Below are 18927 nucleotides of genomic sequence, written 5' to 3' on the forward strand. Positions count from 1 at the left end.
GTCCGAGCGCAGCGACTGGCACAGCGCCTGGGTGCAGTTCTTGTCGTTCGCGCTGATGTCGTCGGTGAGCCAACGCACCGAACGCCACATTGGGTGCGTTGGACGCAACCAACGCCACATTGGGGCGCTCGTCCCGCGTGTCGAAGCGAGCCGAAGTCACAGTCCGGGTTGTGGACAACTCGCGTCCGCAACCCCGGAACTGTCGGTGCCCACCACTAAACTGGACACCGGGGGGCCGAGGCCCGCCCTCAGGCCTTCACCAGCGCGTCCACCGCGCTGAAGAACATGCCCAGCCCGTCATCCGACGGACCGGTCAAAGCGTCGATCGCGTGTTCCGGGTGCGGCATCAGGCCGACCACCCGGCCGTTCTCGCTCCGGATGCCGGCGATGTCGTTGCGCGACCCGTTCGGGTTGCCGCCGACGTACCGGAACACGACGCGCCCCTCGGCCTCCAGTGCGTCCAAAGTGGACTGCTCGGCCATGTAGCAGCCGTCGATGTTCTTCATCGGGATGAGGATTTCCGCACCCGCGTCGTACCGGGTCGTCCACGCCGTCGAGGTGTTCTCCACCCGTAGCCACTGGTCGCGGCAGATGAAGTGCAGGCCCTGGTTGCGGATCATCGCGCCCGGCAGCAGGCCGGCCTCGCACAGGATCTGGAACCCGTTGCAGATGCCGAGCACCGGCATGCCCGCGTGCGCCGCCTCGATCACCGAGGTCATGATCGGCGCGAACCGGGCGATCACGCCCGCGCGCAGGTAGTCGCCGTAGGAAAAGCCACCCGGGATGATGACCGCGTCGACCTCGTGCAGGTTCTCGTCGGCGTGCCAGAGCGAGACGGCCTCGCCGCCGGCGTAGCGGACCGCGCGGGCCGCGTCGACGTCGTCGAGCGTGCCCGGGAAGGTGATGACGCCGATGCGGGCGCTCACGCGTCCACCCGCTTGATCGTCCACTGCTCGATGACCGGGTTCGCGAGGAAGCCTTCGGCGATCTTCTCCAGCGTCGCGTCGTCGACCGTGTCGTCGACCTCGATCTCGAAGTGCTTGCCCTGACGGATCTCGGTGATCCCGGTGAACCCCAGGCGGCCGGCGGCGCCGAGCGCGGCCTGTCCCTGCGGGTCGAGGATTTCGGGCTTCGGCATGACGTCGACGACGACTCGGGCCACGGCAGGCTGCTCCTTATTCACGCAGGTCGTGGATACCCCGCGAGCATAGTTCACCCTCTCGTCCCCCTGGCGGGGCCCACCGGGAAACCTAGACTGGCCGACGACGCGGCCCTGCGCCATGATGGGTCGTTGACACCTCGCCAACAGGAGGCACCGTGGCCGTCCAGGACTCCTACGACTACGTCATCGTCGGCGCGGGCAGCGCGGGTTGCGTGCTGGCGAACCGGCTGACCGAGGACCCGGCGGCCCGGGTCCTGCTGCTCGAAGCGGGCGCGGCGGACACCGCGGACGAGATCCACATCCCCGCCGCCTTCTCGTCGCTGTTCAAGACCAAGTGGGACTGGAACTACGAGACCGTCGAGCAGAAGCACACCGGCAAGACGGCCTACTGGCCGCGCGGCAAGATGCTCGGCGGCTGCTCGTCGATCAACGCGATGATCTACATCCGCGGCAACCGCGCCGACTACGACGGCTGGCGCGATCAGCACGGCGCCGAAGGCTGGGGCTGGGACGACGTCCTCCCGTACTTCAAGCGCGCCGAGGGCAACCAGCGGCTCGGCGGGCCGCTGCACGGCACCGACGGGCCGCTGCACGTCGAAGACCGCCGCTTCACCCACGAGCTGTCGCACGCCTGGGTCGACTCGGCCGTCGCGTGGGGACTCAAGCGCACCGACGACTTCAACGGCGAGAGCCAGGAAGGCGCCGGCGTCTACCAGGTGACCTGCAAGAAGGGCCGCCGGTGGTCCACCGCCGACGCCTACCTGCGCCCGGCGCTCGACCGGCCGAACCTGACCGTGAAGACCTGCGCGCCCGCCACCCGCGTCCTCTTCGAGGGCACCCGTGCCGTCGGTGTGTCCTATTTGGACAACGGCGTCGAGCGCACCGCGCGCGCGTCCACCGAGGTCGTCTTGAGCGGCGGCGCGGTCAACTCGCCGCAGCTGCTGATGGTCTCCGGCGTCGGCCCCGCCGAGCACCTGCGCGAGCACGGCATCGACGTCGTCGCCGCCCTGCCCGGCGTCGGCGAGAACCTGCACGACCACCCGGCGTGCGGGATCATCTGGTCCACGCGCGGGACGACCGACCTGGTCGACGCGGCCACGCCGCGTGGCCTGATCCGCTACCAGCTGACCAAGCGCGGGCCGCTGACGTCCAACATCGGCGAAGCGGGCGCGTTCTACCCGACCACGGACGGCCTGGCCGGGCCGGACATGCAGATCCACGTCGCGCCGACGTTGTTCTACGACAACGGCCTGCGCGAGCCGACCGTCTCCGGGTTCACGTCCGCGGCGACCGTGGTGGACGTCGCCAGCCGCGGCCGGCTGCGGCTGAAGTCGGCGAACCCGTTGTGGAAACCGGAAATCGACCCGGCGTACTACGCCGACTCCCGTGACATGGACACGATGATGGCCGGGTTGCGGGCGCTGATCGAGATCGGTCGCGTCGGCCCGTTGAAGCGGTTCCTCGACCAGCCGTTCCTGCCGGCGCGCCACGACCTGACCGACGCCGAGCTGGCCGAGCACGTCCGCGAGCACACGCAGACGCTGTACCACCCGGTGGGGACGTGCGCGATCGGCTCGGTGGTCGACCCGCAGCTGCGGGTGCACGGCGTGGAGGGGCTGCGGGTGGTGGACGCGTCGGTGATGCCGGTCGTGCCGCGCGGGAACACCAACGCGCCGACGATCATGGTCGCGGAGAAGGCCGCCGACCTGATCCGGGGGCGGTGAGGGCGGGCCGCGGCCCCCGGTATCCAGTTTACCGGTGAGGACCGACAGTTCCGGGGTCGCGGAGCCGGGCCACGGCGATGACCGCCAGCGCCGGCAGCCAGAGCGTGGCCAGTGACAGCGGCATGCCCGCGGGACCCAGCCAGTCGATCGCGACTCCGGAGCACGGGGGCCCGGCGATCCCGCCGAGCCCCCAGACGATCGCGAACGCCGTGTTGCCCAGCAGCAGGCTGGAACCTTCCAGCCCCTCGCCCAGGATGGTGAGCACCAGCGGATACCCGGCGAAGGCCAGGCCGCCCCACACCGCGACCAGCGGCCAGAACAGCCAGGGCACCCCCACCGCCCACGGCAGCGCCAGAGCTCCGGCCGCACCGGCGGACAGCGAAAGGACCAGCGCGCTTCGGGGGTTCATCCGGTCCGCCAGCCGGCCGAGCGGGTACTGGAACAGGACCTGCCCGGCGAGCACGACCGTCAGCGACAGCGCGGCCAGCCGCGGGGAAAGCCCTTCGCTGAGCATGTAGCCGGGCAGGAACTGCGGCGTGACGCCGTCGAACACCGACACCGACAGCACCGGCACCAGCAGCACCGACAGCCGGGTCACCAGGCTCCGCACCGGAATCGGGCCGCTCGAGACCATCCGCGGCACCTGGGCCCGCGCGACCCACAGTGGCACCACCGCGAGCAACGGGCCGGCGACGGCGACTGCGAGCGGGACCGGAGAACCGGGGCCGGACACCGCCATGACGGCCGGCCCGAGTGCGAACCCCAGCGCCATCACCGAGGTGTAGGCGGTGAGCAGCCGTCCCCGCCGAGGCCCCGCGGCGGCCTCGCTGATCCACGTCTCGCCGAGGACGAACATCGTGACCGCGCAGGAGCCGACGGCGAACCGCACCACGAACCACAGCGCGAGGTCGTCGCAGACCGCGAGGACGGCGATCAGGACGGCGATGGCGACCAAGGCGGTCACCATCGCCCGCCAGGGTGAGCAGACCCGCAACAGGCGCGGGATCAGCGGCGCCGACAGGACCATGCCCAGCGGGGTCATCGCACTGTTCACCCCGATGACGCCGCTCGGCAGGCCACGCTGTTCGAGCAGCAGCGCCAGCAGCGGATAGGTGATGCCGAACGTCACCCCGAAGACCGCGATGACGACGATCGGCGCGGTCGCCGCAAGGCCGGGGCGAGCGGTGGCCGGAGCCGTCACCGGCGGACGGCGAATATCACTCTTCAGCGATTCACGAGGCAATTCTCGAAAAGCGCGGAGCAAATATTGTTCACGTCGACCCGAGGCGGCCCTCAGTGCCGGGCAAGCGCCGGATCAGCGCTTGCCGTGGAGGATGGTCACGAGCTTGGCCACCAGCGCGTCCGTCGACGGCTTGCGGCTGAACGACGTCAGCGTCATCGGGGCCGTGAAGCGCTGGCGGGCGATCGCCTTCGTGCGGGCGAACTCGCGCAGGCCCTCCGGGCCGTGGATGCGGCCGAAGCCCGAGTCGCCGACGCCGCCGAACGGCAGGGACGCGATGCCCGCGAACGAAAGCGGTGCGTTGATCGCCGTCATTCCCGTGCGCAGCTTCTCCGCCAGCTCGACGCCGCGGGACTTCGAAAACACCGTCGAGCCCAGGCCGTACTTCGTGTTGTTCGCGCGCTCGACCGCTTCGTCCATGTCGCGGACCTTCGCGATCGTCACCGTCGGGCCGAACGTCTCCTCCTTCACCGCCTCGGAGTCCTCCGGGACGTCCACCAGCACCGTCGGCTGGGCGTAGCGGTCGCCGACCGCGTCCTCGCCGCCGAGGACCGCCTTGCCGCCGCGGGCCAGGGCGTCGTGGATGTGGCGCTTGATCACGCCCAGCTGGGACGGCATCGTCACCGGGCCGTACTGCGCGGCCTCGTCCGAGCCCGCGCGGACGTCCTTCGACTTCTCGACGACCTTCGCGACGAACTCGTCGTGGACCTTCTCGTGCACGTACACCCGCTCGACGCCGATGCAGGTCTGGCCGGAGTTGGAGAACGCGCCCCACACCGTGGCGTCCGCCGCCGCGTCGAGGTCCGCGTCCGCGTCGACGAGCACGGGGTCCTTGCCGCCCGCCTCGATGACCACCGGGGTGAGCGTCTCGGCCGCCGCGGCCATGATCCGCTTGCCGGTGGCGGTCGAGCCGGTGAAGGCGATCTTGTCGACGCCCGCGCCGACCAGCGCCGCACCCGTCTCGCCGAAGCCCGTGATCAGCTGCAGCACCGGCTGCTCCGGCACGATCTCGGCGAACGCGTCGACTAGCCACTTGCCCACACCCGGCGTGTACTCGCTGGGCTTGAACACCACGGCGTTGCCCGCCGCGAGCGCGTACGCGATCGAGCCGAGCGGGGTGAACACCGGGTAGTTCCACGGGCCGATCACACCCACCACGCCCAGCGGCTGGTACTCGACCGTCGCCGCCTGGTTCGACATCAGCAGGCCGGCGGACCGCTTCTGCTTGCCGAGCACCTTCTTCGCGTGCTTGCCCGCCCAAGCGATGTGCTCGATCGCCAGGACGCTCTCGAGCTGCGCGTCGGCGATCGGCTTGCCCGTCTCGTCGCGCACCACCTGGCACAGCTGCGGCAGCCGCCGCGTCAGCACGCCCTTCCAGCTCTTGAGCCGCTCCGCCCGCCCGGCGAAGCCGAGGTCCGCCCACCACTCCGCCGCGACGCGCGCCCGCTCGACGGCCGCCTTGACGTCTTCCGCGGTGTGGATCGGGTAGGTTCCGACCACCTCGTCGGTCGCCGGGCTGAGCGAGTCGAAGGTCTCGCCGACCGACGTCGGCTTCGGCTGGACGGCAGTCATCGGCGTCTCCCTGGAGGTCGCGGGTCAGCCCAGGTTACGACGTTACTGACATCGTGCCAATAGCTCGTGCGGGCTTCGCCACCAGCATTGCACCGGCGACCGCCGCGGCAAAGACACCGAACAACGGCGGAAGCCACAACGGCAGCACGCCGACGGCCAGCGAACCGAGCCCGAAGCCGCACGACTGCACGGTGAAGCTCAAGGAGAACCCCGCGGACCTGCGGTTTCTCGGCAGCAGGCGCTGGAGGTTGACCGAGGTCGCGGCGACCAGCGGCCCGCCGCACGCGCCGATCACGGCCAGCGACGCGAGCAAGCCCGCCCAGCCGAGATCCGCGGCGAGCACGATCCCACCGGCGATGAATCCGCCGAGGAACAGCCGCGGGTCGCCGATCTTCCCGCGCCACGCGTAGAGCGCGCCGCCCGCCAGGCTCGCGCCGGTCAGCACGGCGATCACCAGCGGTGCGGCCGCCGCGGGCGCGCCGAGCCGCTGGACCAGCGGCAGCGGCGCGACCTCGATCGTCGACGTCAGCAGCCCGACGGTGAAGGCGCAGCAAAGCCACGGCAGGTAGACGACCGGCCGCGCGGGCGGGAGGTCCTCCTCGGATTCCACCCGATCGCGGGAACTCGCGCGGCGCGGGACGAGCAGGGCGGCGACCACGCAAGCGGCGGCCATCGCGGCCGGCGGCACGAACGGGCCGGCCAAACCGAGCAGCGCGACCAGCGCCGGACCGCCGACGAGCACGCCTTCGAGGATCATCCCGTCGACGGAGATCGCCCGGGGAAGCAGCCCGTCGTCGACCGTGTCCGCGAGCAGTGTCCGGAACCCGCCCGACAACGCGCCGCCCGTGATCCCGGGCAGCACGACGCACGCGAGCAATGCGGCGCCCGGCGCGTCGCTCGCGGCGGCCACGGTCAAGACGACGAACCCCGCCGCGGTCAGGAGCAGCAACACCGGCAGCCCGCGCGCCGGGCCGACGCGGTCGAGCAGCCGTCCGACCGGGACCGCGCAGACCATCTCCGCGGCGACGTAGACGGACATCAGGACGCCGCCCAGCCGGTACGAGCCGGTCGTCGCGGTGGTCAGCAGCGTGAACGCGAGCGGCGCCATGAACGCCGGGAGCCGGGCGAACTGGACGCCCGCCGACCAGCGCCAGTAGGCGCGATGGGTGAACAACGACATGCGCACACGCTGGCCCGGCGTCTTCGTGCGGCACACTGATTCGGAGAGGAGCGAATGTCGATGATCGAGCTGGTCCTCACCGCGGCCGGGGCGCAACGCGTCCGCTTCGCGATCTCGCCGCTGGAAGAGGTGCTGGGCGCCGTCCGGACGCTGCTCGGCGTCCGCGGGCACCCGGCGAACCTGCCGTGGGCCTCCGGCGTGGCCCTTCCCGACGTTCCCGAGCTGGCCGCGGTGCTGAGCGCGCGGCACTACATCACCGAGTTCCTGAGCCCGCCGCCCGACGGCCCGGAAACGACCGCCGAAGCGCAGCTGCGGGTCGTCCGCGCGACGCCGCCCGCGCAGGTGGCGTTGGAACTGGGCATGGTGGACGCGGACCTCTCCGGGCTGCCCGCCGACCCGGCGACCGCGCGTGATCTCCTCGCCGGCCAGCTCGAGCAGGTGTGGCACGCCCTGCTGGCACCGGAATGGCCGCGCCTGCGCGAACTGCTCGCGGCGGACATCGCTCACCGGACGCGGCAGCTGGGTTCGGGTGGTATCGCCTCGATGCTGGCCGGGCTGCACCCGCGAGTCCGGCTTTCGGGGACGTCGGTGCTGGTCGACATCCGGGCCAGGGAACGGCTTTCCATCGATTCGCGCGGGCTGCTGCTGATCCCGGCGGTGTTCGCGTGGCCGAACGTCGGCGTGGTGACGGTGCCGCCGTGGCAGATCTCCCTGCTCTACCCGGCCCGGGGCGTGGCTTCGCTGTGGACGTCTTCCGCGGCGGCACCGGAACCGCTGGCCGAAATCCTCGGCCGGACGCGGGCCCTGCTGCTGACCGCACTCGACGCCCCCGCGGCGACGACCGACCTCGCCCGGCGGCACGGGTTGGCCCCGGCGACGGTTTCGGCGCACCTGACGGCGTTGCGCGGGGCGGGGTTGCTGGCTTCGGAGCGGCGGGGGCACCGGGTGCTGTACCGGCGCACCGACCTCGGCGACGCTTTGCTCACCGGGAAGCTCTGAGCGGGACTAGGCTGGAACCGCCTACCCGTTAAGGAGAACCATCGATGCGTATCGTCCATTTCGGACACGCCTGCGTGCTGCTGGAGACCGGCTCCGAGCGGATCCTGATCGACCCCGGCGTGTTCTCCACCGGCTTCGAGGGTGAACGCGAGCTGTCGGCCGTGCTGGTCACGCACCAGCACTTCGACCACCTGGACGTCGAGCGGCTGCCGAAGGTCCTCGAAGCCAACCCGGGCGCCAAGCTGATCGCCGATCCCGGTTCCGCGCCCGAAATCGAAAAACTGGGCCTGCCGTTCGACGTCGCCAACGTCGGGGACGCCTTCGCCGTCGGGGACACCTCGATCAAGGCGGTCGGCGGGGAGCACGCCGTCATCCACGCCGACATCCCGGTCATCCCGAACATCGGTTACGTCTTCGACGACGGCGCGTTCTTCCACCCCGGCGACTCGTTCTTCGTGCCCGAGCAGAAGATCGACGTGCTCGGCCTGCCCACCGGTGCGCCGTGGCTCAAGGCCGGGGAAGCCGTGGACTACCTGCGGGCCGTCGCGCCGCGGGTCGCCGTGCCGATCCACGAAGCCGTGCTCGCCAACCCGGCCATGCACTACGGCCTGTTCGGCAACCTCGCGCCCGAAGGGACCGAGGTCAAGGTGCTGGAACGGGCCGAGCCGGCGAAGTTCTAGCCACCCACGCCTCGACGCCGTCGAGGAAGCGGTCCACGCCGAAGCCGAGTTCGGCCGGTAGCCCCTCCCGCTCGGAGGCGGGGCTGCCGGCGGCCTCGGCCGCGTGGACCGCCGTCAGCGCCGGGTACTCCGCCGGGTCGAGGACGCCGGCGAGGGCCCGGGCCAGCTCGCCGTCGCTGCGCGGGCCGGCCATGTCGAGGCTGATCTGCGCCGTGCCACGCACGACCGCGGTCAGGTGCAGCGCCGCCGCCCGGGCCTCGGCCCCCGCCAGTCCGGCCGCCAGCAACGGCCGCAGCAGGCGATCGAGCCACGCGAGCTGGTTGGGGCCGACCGGCGCGTGGTCGAGCGGGACGCGCAGGATCCACGGCCGGGCCCGGAAGCCCGCCCACAGCGCGGCCGCCCACTGCCGGACCGCCTGCCGGAAGTCGCCGTCGAGCTCCGGGGGTTTGCCGGCGCCGACGTCCGCCGCCACCTCCAGCAGCAGGTCCTTGCCGGGGATGTGGTTGTAGATGGCCATCGTCGAGTAGCCGAGCTCGGTGGCGATCCGCTGCATCGACAGCGCCTCCAGGCCGTCCGCGTCGGCGATCCGGACGGCGGCGTCCGCGATGCGCGCCACGCTGAGCTGCGCCCGGGGGCCGCGGCGGCCCCTCGAACGTCCCGCCCACAGCAGCTCGAGACTGCGCTCCACGTTGCTCATCCGCCCATCCTAAAACTCTGTATGGCATACACTCAGATGTATGACGTACACAGTTTTCTGGTGGCGCCGTCCGTGGATGGTGCCGTTGCTGCTGGTGGTCGTGGCCTTCCTGGCCTTCTCCGTGCCGCCGTACCTGACCTTCGACCCGGCCCAGTCCCGGCTGAGACCGCCGGAGCACAACGCCGTCTACTACCCCGCGCTCGTCGCGCACGTCCTGTTCGGCACGGTCGCCATGGTGACCGCGTGCTTCCAGATCTGGCCCGCGTTCCGCGCCCGCCACCGGCGCGGGCACCGGATCACCGGCCGGATCTACGTCTTCGGCGGCGCGCTGCCCGCCGGCCTGCTCGGGCTGTACATCGGCTGGCACACCGCGGCGGGCCCCTCGGTGCGGGTGGCGAACCTCGTGGGCTCGGCGCTGTGGCTGACGGTCACGATCACCGGTCTCTTGCTGGCCCGGCGGCGCCGGTACGGCGAACACCGCAGGTGGATGGCACGCAGCTTCGCGCTAACGATGTCGATCGTCCTGAGCCGGGTCGTGAACGTCGTCGCCACGATCGTGCTGACGCCGCAGGTGGGCACCACCTTCGGCGGTAGCGAGGAACTCATGCGGTACAGCGCGGCCAGCATCGGTGTCTGGCTCAGCCCGCTACTCCTGCTCCTGGTCACGGACTGGCTGCTCGAACGCCGAAAGCCCGCGAAGCGTCAGGCCGCGACGGTGCGCAGCGAGCCGTACGTGGCGCCGTAGGCGCGGTTCTCCAGCGCGACGTCGACGGCGTCGAGCAGTGCCTGCCGGAGGCCGGGGCGGGTGAGGTCCGCGGCGTCCACCCCCAGCCGGACCAGCCCGCCCCGGCGAGCCGCGCGCGCGGCCGCCAGCACCAGCGTGAAGCAGCGCACCGTCTCCGTGCGGTGCGACTGGCTGGTGAACTCACTCACGCGGGCGCGGCGCACCTCGCCGGTGACGAGGTCCCGCACCGCGCCGAGGTCCGCGCACAGCCGGAAACCGTGCTCGGCCAGCGCCTGCAGCGTGCCCTGGGACGCGATCCACCGCGGCGGCGCGAAGCCGTCGACGGTCAGTCCCGCGTTGTCCAGCGCCGCCTTCGCCGCGATCAGTCGCAGCCGGGCCTCGTGCGCCGGCAGCGTCGCGAACTCCGCCTTCTTGCCCAGGTAGACCGTGCGGTGCGTGGGCGTGACGGTGTGGTCGTACCCGTGCAGCAGCACGGAGTCACCGCCGCGGGCGCGGGTGCGCACCCACTCCGTCACCGGACCTTCGCCGGTGCGGGCGGCGTACAGGACCGAGAGTGGCACCTTGCGGCGGTCGAGCTCGGCCGCGAGGTCGGCGCACCGGTGCAGCGTGCGCGGGGTGATTCCCGACAGCGAAACCAGCAAGCGAGCATCCACGCCACCATTGGGACGCACGCGCCTGACGTCGTCGTGAACTGCGCAGAACGGGCAGGCGACCGTTGCCGGAAGGGTCAGACGCCGTCACGCAGGCGCTTCACGGCGACGGCGATGCGACCGCGAAGGTCGGGATCGGCGACCTGACCGTCGGCGACGTCCGCGCGGGAGACCGGGATCCGCGCGCACGCCTCCTCGACGATCTTCGCGCCCGCGTACGTCAGGACCTTGCGCAGCGAGTCGTGCGCGTCCCGGCCGCCGGTCGGGGCCGCGATCGACGACGCGTTGATCCACGCCACCGGCTTGCCGTAGATCTCGCCGCCGCCGACCGTCCAGTCGAGGAGGTTCTTGAACGAGCCCGGCAGCCCGCCCGCGTACTCGGGCGTGCAGATCATGACCGCGTCGGCCTCCTTGATCGCCGCCCGCAGCGACGCGACCTCGGGGTGCAGCGGGTCGCGGTCGTCATCGGGGTTGAAATGCGGCAGATCGGCAAGGCCGGTGTACGTCTTGCTCGCGGTGAGGGTCGCGACGGTCCCCAGCACCGCCGCATTGCCCGAGCCGGCTCGCAGGCTGCCGCAGATCAGCAGGATCACGGGGCCAGTCTGCCAGCGAAAGCCCGGTGATGCGGTGGTACGCCTCGATGTACCGGTCGCGCGTGGCCGTCACCACTTCGGGCGGCAACGGCGGCAGTGCCGACACGCAGTCCCAGCCCGAGGTCCGGTCGACCAGCCAGTCCCGCACGTGCTGCTTGTCGAACGACGGCTGCCCGGCGCCGGGCTCGTGGCCGTCGGCGAGCCAGTAGCGGGCCGAATCCGGCGTCAGCAGCTCGTCCGCGAGCACGAGCCGGCCGCGCGAGTCGGTGCCGAACTCGAACTTCGTGTCGGCCAGCAGGAGGCCCTGCTCCGCGGCCCGCGCGGCACCCCGGCGGTACAGCTCCAGCGACGCCTCGCGCACTTCTTCGGCGAGCGCGCGGCCGAGCACCGACACGCACGTGTCGAAGTCGATGTTCTCGTCCTTCTCGCCAGGGCGGGCCTTGGTGGATGGCGTGAAGATCGGCTCGGGCAGCCGGGCCGACTCGGCCAGCCCGGGCGGCAGCGCCAGCCCGCACACCTCGCCGGACCGGCGGTAGTCGGCGTAGCCGCGGCCGGTGAGGTAACCGCGGACGATCGCCTCCACCGGCAGCATGTCGAGCCGCTCGACCAGCAGCGCCCGGCCGCGGACGGAGTCGGGCACGCGCGGCCCGTCGCAGGCCACCAGGTGGTTCGGCAGGACGTCGGCGAGCTCGCCGAACCAGAACGCGCTCATCGCGGTGAGCACCCGGCCCTTGTCCGGGACGGGGTTGGGGAAGACGCGCTCGAAGGCCGAGATGCGGTCGGAGGCGACGATCAGCAGGTGGTCGTCGCCCACTTTGTACAGGTCACGGACCTTGCCGGAAGCGAGCCTCTGGCGCGTGGGGAGGGGTGTCACGCACCGAACCCTAACGGGCACCCTCCGCCACCATGGATGATGCTGGCATGGCGTACGACTGGATCTCGGTGACCACCGACTACGGCCTGCGCGACGGCTTCGTGGCGGCCTGCCACGGCGTGATCGCGCGGCTCGCACCCGCCGTGCGGGTGATCGACGTGACCCACGAAGTCCCACCCCAGGACATCCGGCACGGCGCGATGGCGCTGGCCCAGACGGTCCCCTTCCTGCCGGAGTCGGTGCACGTCGCCGTGGTCGACCCGGGTGTCGGCACGACCCGGCTCGGCGTGGTCGTCGTCGCCGAAGGCGGGTTGCTGGTCGGGCCGGACAACGGCCTCCTGCTGCCGGCCGCGCAGGCGCTGGGCGGCGTCCGGGAGGCGTACGAGCTGGCGGAGCCTTCGCTGCGGCTGCCGACGACGTCGGCGACGTTCCACGGCCGGGACGTCTTCGCGCCCGCGGCCGCCCACCTCGCGCTGGGCGTCGCGCCTTCGGACTTCGGGGACCCGGTCGACGACCTGGTCGCGATGCCGGAGCCGTTCGTGGCGGCGTTTCCCGGGAAGCTGGTGTCGGAGGTGCTGACGGTCGACCACTTCGGCAACGTCCAGCTCGCCGCGACCCCGGCGGACCTGGAGCTGTCGGGCCTGGCCGGCGCGGTGTCGGTGCACAGCGAGCGGGTGGCCGTGACGACGGTGATCGGCCGGACGTTCGCCGACGTGCCGGCCGGGGCGACGGTGCTCTACGCGGACTCGGCGGGCCGTCTCGCGGTCGCGGTCAACGGCGGCTCGGCGGCGGCCGTGCTCGGGCTCGGGCCGGCCCAGGAATGCACGATCACCGCGTCGCCGACCGCGACCTGACCCGCTCGGAGTACCGCGGCTTTCATCCCGAAAGTGACGCCCCCGTCCGGGTGACGGCGGTAGGTCGCGAGGGTGCGGACCGGTTCCGGGCCGGCCTTGGCCCCGGTCTCCTGGTCGACCATCGGGACGGTGCAGCGGACGCATTGCTTGGCGTAACCGAGCTTCGCGGTGCCCACGGCCATCTCGCGGACGTCGTCTTCCCGGTGGGGTTCCGGCCAGCCGGAGATGACGATGTTGGGCCGGAACCGGTCCATCGGCACGGGCTCGCCCTGGCCGGCGGCGATCCGTTCGTTCAGGCTGTCCAAAGAGGACTCGGAGGTGACGAGGAGCGCGTGGCCGTCGGCGAACGCAGCCGTGCCCGGCGTTTCACCGCTGGTGACGCGCTCGTGGTCAGGGGCGACGCCGACGAGCGCGGACGGCGCCTTCAGCAGGTCCGAGAACCACTCGGCGGCTTCGGCCCCTTGGTGGATGCCCTCGCCCTGCCAGGAGAACGTCGATGCCGGGTGCCGGGGGCCATCCCGCCTGATGTGGACTTCCAGGTCTTCGAAACCGGGTGCGGTGAGCGCCAGACGGTCGCCGAGGACCCGTGGCCGGACCGCGGCGAGGAGCGGGTGGCGGCGTTGGCTGCGGAAGTCGCCGTCGGGCGCGACGACCTGGAAGACGCGGTCGTGCGCCAGCCCCGCCGGGGTGACTTCGGCGGCCGGCACCGAAGTACCGGCACACCCCTTGACCGGGTAATACGTCAGCCGCGCGATCCTCGCCATGCCCGCAGGCTACCCGTGCGGCCGCCGGGCAAGCGCCTCCTTTCGCGCCGCTTGGTCAGCTCACGCCTTCGAGCTGCTCCAGCAGGCGGGAGAACGACGATGGCGTGGTCTCCGCCACCGAACCGATCCTGGTGTTCCGCGTAAACGTTCCCGTGTCGTGGTGCCTGCCCACTTCAGCAGCGTGGCGGGTCGCGTAGCGGGCTTCGCCGATGACCCTGACCGCCCACTCCGCAGCCTGGGCGAGACACAGCGTGGGCATCGTGGAGCCGGGCATTTCCAGCGCCGCGAGGCCGCTTCGACCGTCGGCACCCACCTGCCTGGACGCCACTTCCTCCACCTTGTTCACGTTCATCCTGTGAACATAGGATCCCGGACCGGTGGGCACATCCACCAAGATGAGGGAATCGGTGGTGGCGCCGGACAACCGGCCTCAGAGCACCTGCGACAGGAACCGCTGCAGGCGGGGGCTCTGGGGGTCGTCGAAGATCCGGGCCGGCGGGCCCTGCTCGACGATCTTTCCCGCGTCCATGAAGGCCACCTCGTCGGCCACGCTGCGGGCGAAGCCCATCTCGTGCGTCACCACGATCAGCGTCAGCCCGCGTTCCGCCAGGCCCGCCATCAGGTTCAGCACCCCCTTGACCAGTTCGGGGTCCAGCGCGCTGGTGGCTTCGTCGAACAGCATCACCTCGGGGTCCATCGCCAGCGCCCGGGCGATCGCCACGCGCTGCTGCTGACCGCCGGACAACGCGCTCGGGCGGTACGGCGCCTTGTCCGCCAGGCCCACCTCGGCCAGGCGGGCGCGGGCGATCTCCGCCGCTTCCTCCTTGCCCAGCTTCTTCACGCTGCGCAGCGGCAGCACGATGTTGTCCAGCACGCTCCGGTGCCCGAAGAGGTTGAAGTGCTGGAACACCATGCCCACCCGCTGGCGCAGGGCGTCCGGGTCGGCGCGGATGACCGACTCGCCGTCGAGGAGGAGGTCGCCGGAATCCGGCTCCTGCAGGCGGTTCACGCATCGGAGCAGCGTCGACTTGCCCGAGCCGGACGGGCCGATCACGCACGTCGTCTTGCCGCTCGCCACCTGGAGGTCCACGCCGCGGAGGACTTCCAGCGTGCCGAAGCTGACGTGGATGTCCCGCAGTTCCACACTGGACGATCGCACCGCTGTCGTCACGCGCCGACCTTCCCGCCGGCCACCAGGTCCAGCTCGTCCTCGCCCGGATCGTCGGCGCGCACCTTGCGGCCGGTCCTGAGCTTCTTGTCGATGTAGTTCACCAGGTGCGTCAGCGGCACCGTGATCACCAGGTAGACGAACCCGGCCGCCACCAGCGGCGAGAGGTTGCCCGTGTTGGCCGCGAGGTCCTGCCCGATGCGGAACAGCTCGCGCTGCTCGGACAGCAGGCCCAGGAAGTACACCAGGCTGGAGTCCTTGATCAGCGCGATGAACTGGTTCACCAGCGCCGGCAGCACCCGCCGGACGCCCTGCGGGATGATCACCAGCAGCATGGCCTTGCTGTAGCTCATCCCGAGCGCGCGGCTGGCCTCCAACTGTCCTTTGTCGACACTTTGGATGCCGGACCGGAAGATCTCGCCGATGTAAGCGGCCGCGATCAGGCTCAGCGCCAGGATCCCCAGCGGGTACGGGTTGGTGCCGACGACGTCCCGCGCGAGCGTGCCGAGACCCTGGCCGATCACGAGGATCGTCAGGATCGCCGGCAGGCCGCGGAAGATGTCGGTGTACACCCGCGCCGGCCAGCGCAGCCAGATCTTGGTGGACAGGCCCATCACCGCCAGCACCATGCCGAGCACGGTGCCGATCAGCGCGGAGGTGACCGCCAGGATCAGCGTGTTGAGCAGGCCGGTCTTCAGCAGATCCGGGAAGACCTGCCAGATGTACTCCCAGTTTAGGAAGGTGTTGAAAAACTCGTCCATTGTGGACTACTGCCCCGGCTTGAACTCGGCGGGCACGGGCGCGTTCGGCTCGAACTGGTCGTGCACCTTGACCCAGGTGCCGTCCGCGATGACCTTCTTCAGGCCGTCGTTGATCTTGCCGATCAGCTCGGTGTTGCCCTTCTTGAACGCGAACCCGTGCGGGATCGTCGTGGTGATCGCCTTGGTCACCTTGAGCTTCGCGTCCGGGTTGTTCTTCGCGTAGTCCTCGGCGGTGGCCTGGTCGAACACCGCGCCGTCGACCGCGCCGGTCTTCAACGCGCTGAGCGCGGCGGCGTCGTTGGGGAAGCGGACGGCCTGCGCGGTCGGCGCGTTCGAGCCGAGCCAGCTGTCCGACACCGTGCCCTGGACGACGCCGATCCGCTTGCCGGCCAGGGAGTTCTCGTCCGTGATGCCGGCCGTTTCCTTCGCCTCGATGCCGAGGGCCTGGTAGTTGTAGGGCGCCGAGAAGTCGACTGTCTTCTTGCGGGCCTCGGTTTGGGAGATCGCCGAGCTGCCGATGTCGAAGGTGCCGTTCGCGACCTGGCCGAGCAGCGCCGAGAAGTCGGTCGCGACGAACTCGAGCTTCAGGTTCTCCTTAGCCGCGATGGCCTTCAGCAGCTCGTTGTCGAAGCCGGTGAAGGTGCCGTTCTCCTGGTAGGCGTTCGGTTTGGAGTCGCTCAGCGTGCCTACGCGGAGGGTTTTCCCGCCGCTGTCCCCGCCACCGCACGCGGTGAGGGTCGCGACGAGGAGGGCGATGAGGCCGGTGACTGTCAGCTTCTTCACGTCAGGCATCCAGGTTCTTCACGGGCAGGCCCGGCCCGCCCTGCCGGAGTTCCTTCGACAGCGGGGTGTTCTTGTAGAACTGCCCGTAGATCCGCGCCACGGTGCCGTCGGCGATCGCCTTGGCCAGCCCGTCGTTGAGCTTCTTCAGCAGCTCCGGGTTGGTCTTGGCGACCGCGAAAGCCGACGGTGTGTCCTTGTCTTCGGCAGTGTAACCGAGCTCCAGCGGGACCGCCGGGTTCTGGTCGAGGTACTTCTGGCCGATGTCCTGCGGCACGACCCAGCCGTCGAGGGTGCCGTTCTTCAGCTGCGCGAAGCCCGCGTTGTAGTCGGGGAAGCGGACGACCTGGGCACCGGCGACCTTGCCCGCGAACTCGTCCTGCACCGAGCCCTGGACCACGCCGAGGCGCTTCCCGCTCAGCGAAGCGGCGTCCTTGAAGTTCGCGCCTTTCGCCGTCACGACCGTGGTGAAGCCAGTGTTGTAGCCGTTGGAGAAGGCGACCGTCTTCTTGCGTTTCTCGGTGCTCGAGATGGTCGAGCTGCCGATGTCGAACTTGCCGTTCGCCACGCCGGCCAGGAGCCCGGCGAACTCCGTGCCGACGAACTCGACCTCGAAGCCCTCACGCTTGGCGATGTCGCGCAGCAGCTCGTTGTCGTAGCCGGTGAAGCGGCCGTTCTCCAGGTAGATCGACGGCGGGGCGTCGCTCAGGGTGCCGACGCGCAGGGTGGTCGGACCACTGTCCGAGCCGCAGGCGGCCAGGGTCAGCGTCAGCGCGGCCGAGGTGATGATCGCGGCGATTTTCGACAGCGTGGATCTCATCGCTTCTTCCATGGTTGAGCGCGCGCGGGTCGCACGCGAAGAGCACGGGGTTCGGCGATCGAGATTAGGGATTTCGCCCGTTCGTGTGGATTCGTTCCAATCCGTGGACGGGTGCGTCAGCTCACAGGATCGGCTGCGGCGCGTAGCCCGCCGCCTCGGGGAACCGCTCGAGCACCCGCGAGACGCGCTCGGCGACCTGCGCGACCTGACGCCCGGCCGTTCCGGTGAAGGAAATCCGGTCCGCGAGGAGTTTGTCCAGCTCACCGCGGTCGAGCGGGATGCGCTCGTCCGCGGCGAAGCGGTCGAGGAGGTCGTTCTCGGCGCGGCCTTCCCGCATCTCCAGCGCGACGGCGACGGCGTGCTCCTTGATGGCTTCGTGGGCCGTCTCACGTCCGACACCCGCGCGGACGGCCGCCATGAGCACCTTCGTCGTGGTGAGGAACGGCAGGTAGCGATCAAGCTCACGCTCGATCACCGCCGGGAAGGCGCCGAACTCGGTGAGCACCGTGAGGAACGTCTCGAGCAGGCCGTCGAGCGCGAAGAACGCGTCCGGCAGCGCGACGCGGCGGACGACCGAGTCGGAGACGTCGCCTTCGTTCCACTGGTCGCCGGCCAGCTCGCCGATCATCGACAGGTAGCCGCGCAGCACGACGGCGAGGCCGTTGACGCGCTCGCACGAGCGGGTGTTCATCTTGTGCGGCATGGCGGACGAGCCGACCTGCCCCGGCTTGAAGCCCTCGGTGACGAGCTCGTGGCCGGCCATCAGCCGGATCGTCTTGGCCAGGCTGGACGGCGCGGCGGCGAGCTGGACCACAGTGGACAGCACGTCGAAGTCGAGCGAACGCGGGTACACCTGGCCGACGCTGACGAACCGGTTCTTGAACCCGAGGTGCCGCATGACGCGCTCCTCGAGTTCGTCCAAAGTGGACTCCTCGCCGAGCAGGTCGAGCATGTCCTGCGCGGTGCCGACCGGGCCCTTGATGCCGCGCAGCGGGTAGCGGTCGATGAGGTTGTCGAGCCGCTCGAAGGCGACGAGCAGCTCGTCGGCCGCCGTGGCGAACCGCTTGCCGAGGGTGGTGGCCTGGGCGGCGACGTTGTGCGAGCGCCCGGCCATGACGGTGTCGGCGTGTTCGACGGCGAGGGCGGCCAGCCGCGCCAGGACGGCCGCGACGCGGGTCCGCACGAGCTCCAGCGAGCGGAGCAGCTGCAGCTGCTCGACGTTCTCGGTGAGGTCGCGCGAGGTCATGCCCTTGTGGATGTGCTCCTGCCCGGCGAGGTCGCTGAACTCCTCGATGCGGGCCTTGACGTCGTGTCGGGTGATGCGCTCGCGGGCGGCGATCGACTCGAGGTCGACGTTTTCGAGCACCCGCTCGTAGGCCTCGATCACCCCGTCGGGCACCTCGACGCCGAGGTCCTTCTGTGCCTTGAGGACGGCGAGCCAGAGCTGCCGCTCGAGGACGACCTTGTGCTCCGGGGACCAGAGCGAGACCAGCTCCGCCGAGGCGTAGCGGGCGGCGAGCACGTTCGGAATGCTGGGCTTGTCCGTCACGCCCTCACGATACCTGCGCAGGTCAGCGCGGTGGGGGGGCGGGGGGGGGGGCCCCCCCCCCGCGGCCCGGACAGCCAGGGCCGCGGCGGGAGCGCGCGCCCCGGCGACGAGACGA

The 18927-nt window shown here is 70.8% G+C and carries 21 protein-coding genes; 5 read left to right on the plus strand and 16 right to left on the minus strand.

Going from position 1 to position 18927, the window contains the following annotated elements:
• Positions 1-248: 248 nt before the first annotated feature.
• Positions 249-926 carry a phosphoribosylformylglycinamidine synthase subunit PurQ gene (purQ, locus tag AB0G28_RS46915; RefSeq protein WP_361105320.1) on the minus strand — a complete coding sequence of 226 codons (678 nt, stop codon included), beginning with the start codon at positions 924-926 and terminating at the stop codon, positions 249-251.
• Positions 923-1162, minus strand: a complete 240-nt coding sequence (purS, locus tag AB0G28_RS46920; protein WP_003056885.1) for a phosphoribosylformylglycinamidine synthase subunit PurS — start codon at positions 1160-1162, stop codon at positions 923-925. The genes purQ and purS overlap by 4 nt, the downstream gene beginning before the upstream one ends.
• 155 nt (positions 1163-1317) lie before the next feature.
• On the opposite strand from purS, the gene AB0G28_RS46925 reads away from it, so the two are divergent.
• Positions 1318-2886, plus strand: a complete 1569-nt coding sequence (locus AB0G28_RS46925) for a GMC family oxidoreductase N-terminal domain-containing protein (protein ID WP_361105323.1) — start codon at positions 1318-1320, stop codon at positions 2884-2886.
• 28 nt (positions 2887-2914) lie between these two features.
• Here AB0G28_RS46925 and AB0G28_RS46930 read toward each other — a convergent pair whose 3' ends face one another.
• The 3 genes from AB0G28_RS46930 to AB0G28_RS46940 all read right to left on the minus strand — a co-directional run bounded on the left by AB0G28_RS46930 (position 2915) and on the right by AB0G28_RS46940 (position 6878).
• A complete protein-coding gene (locus AB0G28_RS46930; protein ID WP_361105326.1) occupies positions 2915-4087 on the minus strand; it encodes an MFS transporter in 1173 nt (390 codons plus the stop codon).
• A 114-nt stretch (positions 4088-4201) separates the two neighbouring features.
• On the minus strand, positions 4202-5698 hold the full coding sequence (locus AB0G28_RS46935) for an aldehyde dehydrogenase family protein (protein WP_361105329.1): 1497 nt from the start codon (positions 5696-5698) through the stop codon (positions 4202-4204).
• Positions 5699-5732: 34 nt separating this feature from the next.
• A complete protein-coding gene (locus AB0G28_RS46940; RefSeq protein ID WP_361105332.1) occupies positions 5733-6878 on the minus strand; it encodes an MFS transporter in 1146 nt (381 codons plus the stop codon).
• A 60-nt stretch (positions 6879-6938) separates the two neighbouring features.
• Here AB0G28_RS46940 and AB0G28_RS46945 point away from each other — a divergent pair, with 60 nt between their 5' ends.
• Together AB0G28_RS46945 and AB0G28_RS46950 are read left to right on the plus strand one after the other, a co-directional pair.
• Positions 6939-7877 (plus strand): DUF5937 family protein, encoded by a 939-nt coding sequence (locus AB0G28_RS46945; protein WP_361105335.1) that lies wholly within the window; start codon positions 6939-6941, stop codon positions 7875-7877.
• Positions 7878-7921: 44 nt separating this feature from the next.
• On the plus strand, positions 7922-8557 hold the full coding sequence (locus AB0G28_RS46950) for an MBL fold metallo-hydrolase (RefSeq protein WP_361105338.1): 636 nt from the start codon (positions 7922-7924) through the stop codon (positions 8555-8557).
• Here AB0G28_RS46950 and AB0G28_RS46955 read toward each other — a convergent pair.
• A complete protein-coding gene (locus AB0G28_RS46955) occupies positions 8520-9254 on the minus strand; it encodes a helix-turn-helix domain-containing protein (RefSeq protein ID WP_361105341.1) in 735 nt (244 codons plus the stop codon). The two genes, AB0G28_RS46950 and AB0G28_RS46955, sit on opposite strands and share 38 nt — an antisense overlap.
• Before the next feature lie 40 nt (positions 9255-9294).
• On the opposite strand from AB0G28_RS46955, the gene AB0G28_RS46960 reads away from it, so the two are divergent.
• Complete coding sequence (locus tag AB0G28_RS46960; protein WP_361105344.1) at positions 9295-9999, plus strand: DUF2306 domain-containing protein; 705 nt, start codon at positions 9295-9297, stop codon at positions 9997-9999.
• On the opposite strand, the gene AB0G28_RS46965 is transcribed toward AB0G28_RS46960, so the two are convergent.
• The 3 genes from AB0G28_RS46965 to AB0G28_RS46975 form a co-directional block, all read right to left on the minus strand.
• Positions 9957-10652 (minus strand): DUF2334 domain-containing protein, encoded by a 696-nt coding sequence (locus AB0G28_RS46965; protein ID WP_361105347.1) that lies wholly within the window; start codon positions 10650-10652, stop codon positions 9957-9959. The genes AB0G28_RS46960 and AB0G28_RS46965 overlap by 43 nt on opposite strands.
• A 74-nt stretch (positions 10653-10726) precedes the next feature.
• Positions 10727-11191, minus strand: a complete 465-nt coding sequence (locus AB0G28_RS46970) for an NADPH-dependent FMN reductase (protein ID WP_361105350.1) — start codon at positions 11189-11191, stop codon at positions 10727-10729.
• Positions 11112-12116 (minus strand): phosphoribosylaminoimidazolesuccinocarboxamide synthase, encoded by a 1005-nt coding sequence (locus AB0G28_RS46975; protein WP_361105353.1) that lies wholly within the window; start codon positions 12114-12116, stop codon positions 11112-11114. Before AB0G28_RS46975 ends, AB0G28_RS46970 begins: the two co-directional genes overlap by 80 nt.
• 47 nt (positions 12117-12163) lie before the next feature.
• Here AB0G28_RS46975 and AB0G28_RS46980 point away from each other — a divergent pair, with 47 nt between their 5' ends.
• On the plus strand, positions 12164-12970 hold the full coding sequence (locus AB0G28_RS46980; RefSeq protein ID WP_361105355.1) for an SAM-dependent chlorinase/fluorinase: 807 nt from the start codon (positions 12164-12166) through the stop codon (positions 12968-12970).
• Here AB0G28_RS46980 and AB0G28_RS46985 read toward each other — a convergent pair.
• The 7 genes from AB0G28_RS46985 to purB all read right to left on the minus strand — a co-directional run bounded on the left by AB0G28_RS46985 (position 12853) and on the right by purB (position 18812).
• Positions 12853-13734 (minus strand): MOSC N-terminal beta barrel domain-containing protein, encoded by an 882-nt coding sequence (locus AB0G28_RS46985; RefSeq protein WP_361105358.1) that lies wholly within the window; start codon positions 13732-13734, stop codon positions 12853-12855. The two genes, AB0G28_RS46980 and AB0G28_RS46985, sit on opposite strands and share 118 nt — an antisense overlap.
• A gap of 55 nt (positions 13735-13789) precedes the next feature.
• Positions 13790-14086: a hypothetical protein gene (locus AB0G28_RS46990; protein ID WP_361105361.1), complete on the minus strand. Its 297-nt coding sequence runs from the start codon at positions 14084-14086 to the stop codon at positions 13790-13792.
• A 78-nt stretch (positions 14087-14164) separates the two neighbouring features.
• Entirely contained in the window at positions 14165-14905 is a 741-nt protein-coding gene (locus AB0G28_RS46995) for an amino acid ABC transporter ATP-binding protein (protein ID WP_361105364.1), read from the minus strand.
• Positions 14902-15663 carry an amino acid ABC transporter permease gene (locus AB0G28_RS47000; RefSeq protein ID WP_361105367.1) on the minus strand — a complete coding sequence of 254 codons (762 nt, stop codon included), beginning with the start codon at positions 15661-15663 and terminating at the stop codon, positions 14902-14904. Before AB0G28_RS47000 ends, AB0G28_RS46995 begins: the two co-directional genes overlap by 4 nt.
• A gap of 6 nt (positions 15664-15669) precedes the next feature.
• Entirely contained in the window at positions 15670-16446 is a 777-nt protein-coding gene (locus AB0G28_RS47005; protein ID WP_361105370.1) for an ABC transporter substrate-binding protein, read from the minus strand.
• 1 nt (position 16447) lies between these two features.
• The gene (locus AB0G28_RS47010; RefSeq protein WP_361105373.1) at positions 16448-17263 is read right to left on the minus strand and encodes a transporter substrate-binding domain-containing protein; all 816 of its coding nucleotides are present in this window, start codon (positions 17261-17263) and stop codon (positions 16448-16450) included.
• A gap of 121 nt (positions 17264-17384) precedes the next feature.
• Entirely contained in the window at positions 17385-18812 is a 1428-nt protein-coding gene (purB, locus tag AB0G28_RS47015; RefSeq protein ID WP_361105375.1) for an adenylosuccinate lyase, read from the minus strand.
• Positions 18813-18927: the final 115 nt, after the last annotated feature.

It is taken from the genome of Amycolatopsis sp. NPDC021455, assembly GCF_040640995.1.
Lineage (GTDB): Bacteria > Actinomycetota > Actinomycetes > Mycobacteriales > Pseudonocardiaceae > Amycolatopsis.